Source organism: uncultured Aquimarina sp., from assembly GCF_947492115.1.
In the GTDB taxonomy this organism is placed as follows: Bacteria; Bacteroidota; Bacteroidia; order Flavobacteriales; family Flavobacteriaceae; genus Aquimarina.
In genome coordinates this window covers 373735-386380 of the sequence record NZ_CANLMM010000003.1, presented here as the reverse complement: position 1 = coordinate 386380, position 12646 = coordinate 373735, and the positions used below count along the sequence as shown (strand labels likewise).

Sequence of the window (12646 nt, the reverse complement as noted above, 5' to 3'; positions counted from 1 at the left end):
ATTGACTTTAAGAGTTATACATAAATTATGGTGGGAGAATAATAGATATTCTCATTGTTTTCTTTTGCCGAAACAATCTTTGATACATTGGGCAAAGGCATTTTCATATCTAATTCCAGAATAGTATCCGAAAAACTGTTACTATATTTCATTTTCAGGAGAGGATGATCTCTTATTTTTTGTTGTAGTTTAATGGTTTTAGGAGAAGTGAATACTTTGGATTTTTCTCCTCCTACAATCTCCTTTTCTTCTGGTCCCATATAAGAAATTTGATCCTCTCCTTCTATGGCTAGTTCTCGAATGATTATCTTTCTATCCTCTGGTATGACTACCAAGTATTGCCAAAATGTTTCTCTGGATTTGAAATTTACCTGTATCGCAGGGATAGTATTTTCTTTTAAGGATTCTAGAATGGATTTCATTCGTATATGAAATATACCATAGCAGTGATCATCAATTCTTTCTGAGATTCCTAAAAAAGAACTCTGTAATTGATTGTCTATCCAAATTTCATACATTCCACTTCCAAAAACTTCTATATCTACGTAAACAATGGATTCATTACTTATAGAGTCTTTTGAGTATATTTTATTTCCCTTACTATCTTTAACATCAATAGTAACTTGCTTATCAACAGGAACAGAAACATTAAATCTCAATGATTGTACAGGTAAATATTTTTCAGGATTTATAGATTCTTCAGCATGTAATCTATTAGCAACCTGAAAATTTGAGATATACAATAATGTATCTTCCTTTAAAGAAGATGATGTATTGGTATAGTTATTAAAATTACTATCTATACATATCATCTGAAAATAAAGATCTTCCTCCATGCTTAATTCTTCCCATATTTTACTCTCATTCTTTACACCAACATATCCTGTATAGGTATTCTCTATTTGTCTAATATGTATTCCATAATTCTTCATTAACTGTTTAGTTCTGAGTAAAGGAACTAATGCAAAAACAGTACACTTCTGCTCATGAAAATATTCATGCATAATTTCCAAACTAAACCATTGTTGAAGTTGTACACTCATATGACCGAGATTAATTTTTCTTAATGTTTGTATCCAATCCGCTTACTCCAGAAACTTCTTCTTTTACTCGCTCTTTCTGGAATGCTATCATTCTTACTTTATAAATCATGGAAGGGACATATTTAGCTCCTATACCACTCCATATATGACTCAACTCCTGAATGGGAGTATTGAAAATTTCAAAAGACAATCTCCCTAATGATTCATCGAGATCTGGATGCGTATCTCTAGTAAAAATGATCGGGGATTGAAAAATTCCTATCACTGCAGAAAGCATTTTTAAGGATTCTATATAGTTTTCAGAATTGTAATTTGCAGATACCAATAAAAACACGTTGATGTATACAGGAGGATCTACTTTACTAAAAGAACCTCGCGAATCGGGAATATATCCTCCCATATTTTTGACGGTCTTTTCATGCTCTAAATTGATGATAGAAAGAATTACCTTATTTTCAATATTCTTGGTAACACTACCATCCAAATTCACCAGACTGGATAATACAACAACATCTTCGTTTAAACCAAAAGTCAACTTCAGGTTTTGATTCAGATAATCCGTTATAAATAATAAAGCTTTATCTAACATCTATTCTTTTTTTGCACTTTTTAATTGCACCTTAATGGCATTGGCTACTATTCTAGAAAAATAAATTCCAACTGCACACATAATATATACTACCATAAATGTTGGCTGATCGCCAGCTAGTGCTTCAAACACATCTAGAACTTCTTTGGATCCATATCGATACATTACGTAAGAAATGATCAAGGCAATAGGAATTGAGATTAATGCTATAAAAAGTAACCACAGCAACTCTTTAGAAAACATTTTCTTAACCATAGAAAATACTTTCTTCAGTTTCCCTTCTTCGGCTTTTAGCTTCTTTTCATCGGTTGCTATTACACTAGTGCTCATGGTAATTCTTTTTTCTTACGTTCTACAATTCCATTGGCGATGTAAAATGCCAAAACCCCTAAAAGAAAACCTATGATCAACATGACAATAAAATCATCAATAGCATCGAGTATTCTAAAAATGACAATTGCTAACAATAACATCAATCCGATGTAATATCCTTTTAGTGAAGTGTTATTAAAAAAACCGGCTCTCGTGTTTGGAGAGAACATAGCCCAAATAAAGCCTACACAGGCAAAAAACAAAACAAAAGACATGGTGTATAGTAATACATTCTTGTAGTCTGTGATAGATACAAGTTTCTCTTCTACTGTATTGATTTTACTCTTAGGATCTTTTAATCCTAATGTATTTACAATTTTCGAGAATATAGAACTGGCATTTTTTACAGAATCTTGCTCCTTTTCATCTGAATTTTCTGATTCCACAGCCATTTCGACACTAATGACATTCCATATATCATCATATCCTTTATCATATCCAAGAGCCCATATTCCGAGACCTGCTAGTTTTTTCTCTTTAATCAGCTTTGTTTTATACACAAAACTGGAATCATTTTCGAACCAACATTGCCTAAACTGGTTTTTATCTCCTTTAATACTAAAGGAACTATAAGCACTTTTACTAATAGGTTCTATGTAAATCTGTTCATTGCCTTCAATATTTTTCTTTATGTAACTAAAAGTTCTGCTACCTATATAGTTCTTTACTTTAGATTGTAAACTTTGGGTTTTTGTTTCCCACAGACTTCCATAAGTCGGTAATGCCAATAAAAGTTTATTGTTTGGTATCTTATTCTCTAAATAATAATCAACGGAAGTGGTTAAGTTATAAGGTTCCCAGGTTTTATCGCTATTTAGAGGAGATACAGGACCTGCTACAGAACTGGTTTTACCGTAATAGTCATATCCCATAATTACAAACTTGTCTACAGTTTGATTGATGGAGTTAAAATCTAATGCCTCACTCCAATTGACACTTGGTAGTGTTATATACACTAAATAATCTTTATTAGCCTTTTTAAGTTTGTTGGACAAAGTGAGCAAAAAACTAGTATATTCTTCCTTTTGACTCTTGGCCACGCCTTCAAAATCAATACATACACCATTTCCCTTTCTCTTCTCTAACAGCTGGATCAAGTTTTCTATTAATTGATTTACCGCTTCGGTATTTTTAAGGAACTTTCTGTTATTTTTTTCACCAAAATTACTTACTGTCAGTAATATTTTCTTATCGGGATATGCTTTTATAGAATCTACTATTGGCGTTGTATCCCAATCATGTGTGGTAATAGCGTTTCCTGTTTTTGGATCTACCTCGTAGGAGAAATAGGCTATTGTGGATAGTAAATTGTAATTAAGATACTTGTAATAATCTTTTTCCCAATAGGGATACCAACCAAAAACTTCGTATCCTAATTGGAAGTTCTTTTTAGTTTTAAAAACAATATCCTTGAGTTTTACAGTATCCGTATCAGTAACAAAGGTGGGAGATTGTTTCTCTTTTAATTCTTTATGATGTTGATGAATAAATTTTCGTGCTAATTTGGTGGAATCACTATGGTGAAAAAGCTTTTTAATAAAACCTAATTTTCCCTTTGCCTTTTTCAAAACCTTAGTAGTGTCCTGGTATAGGGAATATTCCTTAGTCAAAGTAACGCTTTTCGAATAAGCATAACTTTGAAAAAAGAGAAAAAAAAGCACCAATATAAAAGCCCTCTTTATATTCATTTATGATTTGTGTGATCTTTAAGGGTAGCCAAACATTTTTTAATAAAAATGTTCTCAGTCCACTGCAAATCAAAGCTAGCTATATAATCTGTGCTTATAAATAAGTAAAACTACCTGTTTATGGTAAAGTGCTAAAAGGTTTATTAGTGCAAATAGTAATTTTATAGTATAGGCTCTAGAATATATAAATAGGATTAAACTGCTTTTACAAATTGAGTGAAAATTTCCGATATTTTAATGCGCAAAAACCGCAGTATTTATAAAGCAAAAACATAAAAAATGGAAAGCAGTAAAATCAGCACTTTTTCGGGCTGAAATTGGGTAAAATACTATCTAAAAGTCAAGTAAATCAAAATCACAATTACACAAATAGCTATTCCTACTGGAATGGTATATTTCCAAGGTATGATATTTACTTCATTAGTGTATTCAATTTTAAAAGCTTCTTTTCGTGGATACATTTTACCAATTATAATCATTATTAAAATGTTAATGGCAAATAGCACCCCTTGCACGTGTAAAAAATGAGGAAATGTACCCTTCATCACTGTATTATCTAAAATAACATAAATTAAGTACACCACTGCTCCTAAAATGATAGCTACTTTGGCCGCAACAGCTGGAATCCGCTTTGTTAAGTATCCCATAATTATGATTGTTAAAATAGGGATTGTATAGCATCCATTAACTTGTTGTAAATACCCAAACAAACCAGCAGGTGCATTTGCAATTAATGGTGCAATAAACATAGATAATACTGCGAGAATGATTCCGAATACCTTTCCGGTTTTTACAATCTGTTTTTCAGAAGCATTTTTATTGATATAGCCTTTATATATATCTACTCCAAAAAGAGTAACAGAACTATTTAAAGCACTATTGAATGAACTTAATATAGCACCAAAAAGTACAGCAGCGAAAAAGCCAATCAATGAAGTAGGTAAAACTTTGCGCACTAAGGTAGGATATGCTTCATCTGGATTGGTAATACTATCGCCGTATAAATGAAACGCAATAATTCCTGGTAATACTACTAATACTGGACCTAATATTTTAATAAAAGACGCTAAAAGGATTCCTTTTTGTCCTTCTTTAAGGTTTTTTGCACCTAATGCTCGTTGAATAATAGCCTGATTTGTTCCCCAATAAAATAATTGAACCAGCATCATTCCCGTAAAAATAGTACTGATAGGTATAGAAGAATCTTCGCTACCCATTGATTTAAATTTATCAGGATTTGCCGCCCATATCTCCGTAAAACCTTCTATCATGTTACCATTACCCACTAACATCAAACCTAAAACAGGAATAATCGAACCTCCTATCAATAATCCAACTGCATTGATTGTATCTGAAACCGCTACCGCTTTAAGACCTCCAAAAATTGCATAGACAGAACCAATAATTCCAATGGAAAATACTGTAATCCATAATGCGGTTGTTTTATCTACATTGAGTAATATTGGAATATCAAAAATGGTACTAATGGCTAGAGCTCCAGAATATAAAACAATGGGTAAAAGCACTACCACATATCCTGTAAGAAACAATCCCGAAGTAATCGTTTTAGTGCCAACATCATATCTTCTTTCTAAAAACTGAGGAACTGTTGTTAATCCTTCTTTAAGATATCGTGGTAATAGATATAAGGCAGTTACTACCATGGCGATTGCGGCTAAGGTTTCCCAAGCCATTACCAAAATTCCTTCAGAAAAAGCCTGCCCATTTAACCCTACAATCTGTTCTGTAGATAAATTAGTAAGTAATAATGAACCTGCAATCACTGGAGCTGTTAAGCTTCTACCAGCCAAAAAATAACCTGTATATGATTTCTCATCCGTTTTTTTTGTTGCTAAATATGAAATCAAAGCTACCAGAAAGGTAAAGCCAAGAAAAGTGATAATACCCATAAGATTTTGATAGAATTATTTAAAATTGAAAACAACAGTATTCTTCCTTTTACAGGATTTTAACCCATTGCGTTTCCTGAAGCAATTACGATTACTCCTAATATCATTGCAGTTAATCCTAGATAAAGAATTTTTCTCGGTTTAGCACTCGTGCTACTCCACTCACCAGTAAGTATTCCAGTAATTATGGCTACAGCAACACATACCGTATTAAATATGGCATATCCAACCGTATTCCCAGAAGATCCTAATTTATAAGCTGCAAAGGCAAAAGTTCCTGAAGCAGCAAAGTTTAAAAGTGCCATGATAAACGTATAAAACAAGTTTTTCGATGTATGTGAAGAATTGAATTTGCCCCACAAATTTTTAGCGCTTAATTGGTATATGAAATAAGGAATCACAAAAATAGCTCCTGAAACATAGATAATAACCATTACCATAACTGCCGTAATCCACTCAGGATTTCCAGCTTCTTGACAAGCTTGATGTAGATATGGTCTTCCATACGCATTCGCATAACTAAATCCAGTAGCTAGCAAACCTCCGATAACAGCGATAACGATTCCAATAGTCATCGAAGATGTTTTTCCGTCTAATTTTTCTCTACTATTTTTTTGATCTTCTGCTTGTCTCAGCATTCCTGCTTTCCCATTAAAAGACACCCCAAATAGCACTATTAAAATTCCTAAAAGGATTACCATAAACACATTATTGGAAGGTAATCCATCCACTAAGAACGGTAATAAAGATCCTACAAGAATAACGGTACCAATAAAAATCGAAAAACCTAAGGACAAGCCAATGTAATTAATTGCTTTTCCCCACATCATAACACCAATACCCCAAAGAATACTGGCTACTCCCATTTTCCAAAGGATATCAGTTGGGATATTCGCGATAATAACATCAAAATCTTTTACTAATAAAAAACCTGCTGCGATTGGAATAATGAGCATATTGATGAAAAACATCATACCCCAAGTGTTTTCAAACTCGTATCCTTTGGTATATTTTTCGGGCAATGCATATAGTCCAAGCATTAAGCCTGCTAGGACTGCAAATAATATTCCTATAGTCATAATTATTAATTTTAAAAGTTGAGTATTGTGCTATTAATTTTATATATCTTCTTGACTACTTAATTGTAGAAAATTTGAATATCGTAGTACTTGTAAATGGTTCTTCGGGATAGGTAACCGTTTTAGGAGCATCTTCTAAATTTACTCCATTCGGATATCGATGGGTTTCGCAACAAAATGCCTTGTATTGTCCATACTGATCTCCTGTTTCTCTTTTTAGTGCATCAGAAGTAAAATACCCTGAATAGAATAACATACCTGGTTCTGTGGTTGAAACTTCCATGGTTCTTCCGGTTCCTGCATGCTCAAAAGAGGCTACTTTCCTTAACTCAAAATCTTTTGGGAACAAAAAATAATGATCAAAACCAGTTTCCATATGATCTAAAGCTTCTTTAAAAAACTTTCCATTCCTAAAATCTTCTGGTCTTCCATCCACCTCTATTACTCCTCCTTGAGCTACTCCTTTGTCATCACCTTCTAAAAAAGCATCTGAATGAATGGTTACTTTATGATTGTGAACAGTTTCTTCGAAACCAGATAAATTAAAATAAGAATGATTGGTTAATGAAATTGGAGTCGCTTTATCTGTATTAGCTTTATAAGAAATGATTAGTTCGTTTTCATTGGTAAGGGTAAAACGAACCTTAACATTTACATTTCCTGGATATCCTTCTTCCATATCGGGGCTTTGTAAACTCATGATGACAGTAACTTCATCTTTCATATTATCATAACCCTCTACTGTCCATATTCTTCTATCAAATCCTTGAGTTCCTCCATGTAAATGGTTTCCTCTATCATTACCAACCAAGGAATATTCTTTACCTTCTAAGGTAAATTTTCCTTCATGAATACGAGAAGCACATCTTCCTACTGTTCCACCGAAATACGGAGCGTTATTCTTATACTCTTCTGAAAAATAACCATCAATATTCTCAAAACCACAGGTAATCTCTCTGGAGTTACCTTGATTATCTGGTGTAAGAATAGCCGTAATCGTTGCTCCGTAATTCGATACTTTTACTACCACACCATTATCATTAGACAATTCATATAGGAAAACCTGATCGCTTTCTATATTACCAAAATTTGTTTTTTCTACTTTCATTGACTATTAAAATGTGTGGGTTATTAAATAATTTATGTGAATCGTTATTAGTGCTGTTCAAAAGGCTCTAATTTTCCCCAATTGAAAACAACACCAATACCAGCAATATCAGGTGCTACTGCTCTGTAGTTTTCTACGATTAATGGTCTCAATGTATATTCATCAATAGGAAAACTATGCACCTCTAACCATCCTGCATTTTCTTGCGAAGACACCAAACTTACATGCAATTCTTGCATGCCATGAGAACATACAGGAATGTTATGTTGTTTTGCTAGTTTGGCAACACGTAACCATCCCGTAATACCTCCACAATTAGAAGCATCTGGTTGTACAAAGGATAATTTTGATTGCTCGAATGCATATTCAAATTCGTGAATTGTATGCAGATTTTCTCCCATAGCTAGAGGAAAGCCTGTTCTTTCTACTATTTCACCATATCCCTTATAATGATCTGGAATTATAGGTTCTTCAAACCAAGTAATATCATATTCTTTAAATCTATTGATCGCTTCAGTAGCTTTATCAATACTCATAGAATAATTGGCATCTACCATAAAAGTAACATCAGGGCCAATATGCTCTCTTACTGCCTTTATGCGCTCAATATCTTCATCTAAATTTTCTCTACCAATCTTAATTTTGACCGCATTAAAACCATTGGATAGATAGGTATCCATGTTCTGTAGCAACTTTGGCAATGGAAATTGTAAATCAATTCCTCCACAATACGCTTTGCACGTATTATTTGCTCCTCCAGCGACTTTCCAAAGAGGTTGTCCTAGCCTTTTACAGTGTATATCCCACAAAGCTATATCTACAGTAGAAATGGCAAAAGAAGCAATTCCTCCTCTTCCTACATAGTGGATATGCCATTCTAAAAAATCATAGATTCCTTCAATATCAGCACCATCTTTTCCGATTAGAGCTTCTTTAAAATCATATGCTATCATTGCTTTTATAGCTCTACCACCTTTACCACCGGTATAGGTATATCCTGTACCTTGACTTCCATCATTTAAGGTAATGGTGGTAGTAACTAACTCAAAATGATAATGATCTCCATGTTTGGCATCAGAAAGTACTTCTGGCAGAGGTACTTCGAATAATCTAACTTCTATATCTTTAATTTGGGTGTTCATAATTTAGGTACATTGAAAGTATACTATAACAATTCTACTATTTGGCTTATTGGTTTTGAAGCTCCTAACTGGACACTTCTTTCAGAGGGTAATGCATTGGAGATGCTAATTCTATACTTTCCTTTGATCCACTCCTTTTCTCCATTTAAATTCGTTTGAACAAAATCTTTTTCGTTTAAAACAAACTTTACATTTTGAGGCTTATTAGAGACTAGCACTCTTTTGAATCTTTTTAATGCGTAGAATGGCAGAAAACCTTTTTTATCTTCTGGAATAAGATATAGCTGCACTACCTCTTCATAATTTGAGTTGTTCGTGTTTTGAATAGTAACAGAAATTTCTAGTTCCTCATTTTTCTTGATCTTAGTCTTACTAAGATTAAGATTTGTAAATGCTGCCGAACTATAAGACAATCCATAGCCAAATGGATACATCGGTTCTTTGGTCATATATTTATATGTTCTTCCTTTCATTGAATAGTCTTCGAAAGGAGGTAATTGCCCAACATTTTTGGGAAATGTTACTGGCAAATGACCTGAAGGAGCTACATCACCAAAAATGATATCGGCTAACGCATTTCCACCTTGTTCACCTGGATACCACATCAACAAAATTGCATCTACTAAAGGTTCTATTTTATCTAATGAAACTGGACTACCAGCACCAACAACAAGAATTAATGGTCCTTTTTTTACTTCGCTAATTTCTTTTATGTAGTCAATTTGACTTTGAGGTAATTGTAGATCCTTTCTGTCTCCCTTATCTGTAGATGCTATTGCATCAACTTCTTCTCCCTCTACTTCGTTAGAAATCCCTACCACCATTATTGTAGCGTCAATTGTTTTAGCTACTTGAGGTGCCCAATTTAATGGATTAAGGTTTTTTTGAAATGGAAGAACACCTTGTCTATAGTTTAATGAAGTGCCTAAAGAAACTTTTTCTGCCACTCCTTCTAAAACGGTGACTAAATTAGAGGACATCCCATAGTAATTACCAATCAAAATATTATTTGAAGCGGCAAAAGGTCCTGTTACGTATAAAGAACTAATGTCTTTCCGCAAAGGCAATACTTGATGATCATTTTTAAGTAAAACAATTGATTTTTGAGCGACTGTTTTTGCTAATTTTTGATTTTCTTCAGAATTGATGATATCTGATTTGACTAGATTAAAAGGGTTACTTTCTTCCTTATCAAAAAAGCCTAGCTTAAAACGTATTAGTAATAAATCCTTTAAACGCTCATCAATTAACGCTTCTTCGATTAAACCCTCTTTTACAGCCTCTGGAAGTTTAGAATAGATCCAACCACAGTTAAGATTTACCCCTGCTTTCAAAGCCATTGCTGCAGCTTCTTGTTCACTTTTAGCCACTTTGTGACCTTTGAAAATATCTCCCAAAGCACCACAATCCGATACTACGTATCCATCAAAACCCCACTGTTTTTTAAGCAATTGGTTAAGAAGTAAATCACTCGAACAAGAAGGATCTTCATATACAGCATTATAAGCTCCCATTATTCCTTTTACATTTGCTTCTTTAACTAATGTCTCAAATGCTGGCAAATAGGTTTCGTAAAGATCTAACTTAGATGGGTTAACATTAAAAGAGTGCCTCAAGGCTTCTGGACCAGAATGTACCGCGTAATGTTTGGCACATGCAACAGATTTTAAATACTTTGGATGATTTCCTTGTAACCCTTGAACAAATGCAGTTCCTATTTGCGATGTGAGATAAGGATCTTCTCCATAAGTTTCTTGTCCACGTCCCCACCTAGGATCTCTAAAAATATTTACATTAGGTGTCCAGTAGGTTAAACCACTATATTTTTCTCTATTACCTATTGATTTCGCAATTTTAAACTTAGCTCTGCCTTCATCAGCTATTGTAGAAGCAACGGTTTTAATCAACTTAGGATCAAAAGTAGCTGCCATACCAATAGCTTGAGGAAAAATAGTTGCTTTTCCATTACGAGCAACACCATGAAGCGCTTCATTCCACCAATCATACTTGGGTATTCCTAATCTAGGAATTGCAGGTGTATTGTTCAATAGTTGTTTACATTTCTCATCAAGTGTCATCTCTTGAATTAACAAAGAGATTCTTTTCTCGAAAGATAGAGATTCATCAAACCACTTAAATTGAGTTTGACCTATTATTTCACTTATAGAAATAGTAGAAAGAACAATAAACGATATGATAAAATGATACCTCATTGATGTTATTACAAAATTTAAAAAGTTTTGTTTGTTCTCCCTTTTAGGATTTATAATTCATATAAAAGGTTTTCTTTTCTAGGTACTGCTCGAATCCATACTTTCCGTCTTCTCCTCCGCTTCCTGAAAGCTTATATCCATTATGGAATCCTTGATGCTGCTCTCCATGACCTCTATTCACATAGATTTCACCAAATTCTAATTCATCATTACAACGTAATATGGTTGCCATATCTTTGGTAAAAATCATGGCTGCCAGTCCATATTCGCAATCATTAGCATATCTAATCACCTGATCAAACTCAGAAAATTTAATTACAGGTAATATCGGCCCAAATGATTCTTCGTGTACGATAGTCATTTCTTGAGTTACATTTGTAAGTACTGTAGGTTCGAACCAATGCCCTTTTTCAAATTCAGCTCCTTCTGGTCTTTTTCCACCCGTTGCAACAGTGGCTCCCTCTTTTATACTTACCTCCACTAAATGTTGCATGTTTTTCAATTCTGAGGCATTCACTTTAGGTCCCATCGATACACTTCTATCTAAAGGATTTCCAACCTTGTAAGTCTTTAAATGCTCCATAAATTTCTCCATAAACGCATCGTATACATCTTCATGCACATACATACGTTCATTACAAGTACATACCTGTCCACAATTATCAAATCTGGAGTGGAGTGCTGCTTCAGCAGCCTGATCTAAGTCTGCATCTGCAAATACTATAGCTGGTGCTTTTCCTCCAAGTTCTAACTGAACATGAGTAAGGTTTTGAGCTGCTGCTTTAAAAATCTGCTGACCTGCTGGAGTACTACCTGTCATGGTAACCATTTTGGTAATTGGATTTTCCACTAATGCATTCCCAAGTACTCTTCCTGATCCAGTTACCACATTTAATAATCCTTTAGGTAAACCTACTTTTTCGGCAATAAAACCTAATTCTAAAGTTGCTAAAGGAGTTTCTTGTGTTGGTTTTACTACAATTGCATTTCCGGCTACCAAAGCTGGACCTATTTTTCTACCAGCTAAGGCTAGAGGAAAGTTCCAGGCAGTAATTGCTACAACAACTCCTCTTGGAATTTTATGTATGTAAATATGTTCATTTTCATTATCAGAAGGCATAATATCACCTTCTATATGTCGAGCCCAATCACAAGCATATTCTATAAAAGTTGCCGTAACTTCTACTTCGATTTCCGCCAAGGAAATAATTTTACCTTGTTCTCTGGTTAATAATTCTGCTAGATATGGCTTATTTGCTCTTATTTCGGCAGCAAACTTTCGCATAAGTTCTGCACGCTTTCTAGGAGGAACTTTTCTCCATTCTTTTTGTGCTTTTTCGGCTGCTTCCAGGGCAATTTTTGCATCTTCTTCTACACCCATTTGCACGGTTCCGACAACACTTTCATCTATTGGACTGGTAATATCAGCAGTTTTTCCAGATGTGGCGTTAGCCCATTCTCCATTAATAAAAAGTTGATATTCTTTTGCTTTCATCTTTTCT

The 12646-nt window shown here is 34.0% G+C and carries 10 protein-coding genes; all 10 read right to left on the bottom strand.

Going from position 1 to position 12646, the window contains the following annotated elements:
- Positions 1-14: 14 nt before the first annotated feature.
- Positions 15-1043 (bottom strand): hypothetical protein, encoded by a 1029-nt coding sequence (locus Q1A73_RS11180; protein ID WP_299605395.1) that lies wholly within the window; start codon positions 1041-1043, stop codon positions 15-17.
- 10 nt (positions 1044-1053) lie between these two features.
- Positions 1054-1632 carry a DUF4255 domain-containing protein gene (locus Q1A73_RS11175; RefSeq protein ID WP_299605392.1) on the bottom strand — a complete coding sequence of 193 codons (579 nt, stop codon included), beginning with the start codon at positions 1630-1632 and terminating at the stop codon, positions 1054-1056.
- Entirely contained in the window at positions 1633-1962 is a 330-nt protein-coding gene (locus Q1A73_RS11170; protein WP_299605389.1) for a hypothetical protein, read from the bottom strand. It lies immediately after the preceding gene.
- Positions 1959-3572 carry a glycosyl hydrolase family 18 protein gene (locus Q1A73_RS11165; protein WP_299605387.1) on the bottom strand — a complete coding sequence of 538 codons (1614 nt, stop codon included), beginning with the start codon at positions 3570-3572 and terminating at the stop codon, positions 1959-1961. The genes Q1A73_RS11170 and Q1A73_RS11165 overlap by 4 nt, the downstream gene beginning before the upstream one ends.
- Positions 3573-4021: 449 nt before the next feature.
- Positions 4022-5602, bottom strand: a complete 1581-nt coding sequence (locus Q1A73_RS11160; protein WP_299605384.1) for a solute:sodium symporter family transporter — start codon at positions 5600-5602, stop codon at positions 4022-4024.
- 59 nt (positions 5603-5661) lie between these two features.
- Positions 5662-6681 carry an L-rhamnose/proton symporter RhaT gene (locus tag Q1A73_RS11155; protein WP_299605382.1) on the bottom strand — a complete coding sequence of 340 codons (1020 nt, stop codon included), beginning with the start codon at positions 6679-6681 and terminating at the stop codon, positions 5662-5664.
- A 55-nt stretch (positions 6682-6736) separates the two neighbouring features.
- Positions 6737-7789: an aldose epimerase family protein gene (locus tag Q1A73_RS11150; RefSeq protein WP_299605380.1), complete on the bottom strand. Its 1053-nt coding sequence runs from the start codon at positions 7787-7789 to the stop codon at positions 6737-6739.
- A gap of 47 nt (positions 7790-7836) precedes the next feature.
- Positions 7837-8931, bottom strand: coding sequence for a mandelate racemase/muconate lactonizing enzyme family protein (locus Q1A73_RS11145; RefSeq protein ID WP_299605378.1), 1095 nt, complete (start codon positions 8929-8931; stop codon positions 7837-7839).
- 23 nt (positions 8932-8954) lie between these two features.
- Positions 8955-11144: a glycoside hydrolase family 3 C-terminal domain-containing protein gene (locus Q1A73_RS11140; RefSeq protein ID WP_299605376.1), complete on the bottom strand. Its 2190-nt coding sequence runs from the start codon at positions 11142-11144 to the stop codon at positions 8955-8957.
- A 43-nt stretch (positions 11145-11187) separates the two neighbouring features.
- The gene (gene aldA / locus Q1A73_RS11135) at positions 11188-12639 is read right to left on the bottom strand and encodes an aldehyde dehydrogenase (protein ID WP_299605374.1); all 1452 of its coding nucleotides are present in this window, start codon (positions 12637-12639) and stop codon (positions 11188-11190) included.
- Positions 12640-12646: the final 7 nt, after the last annotated feature.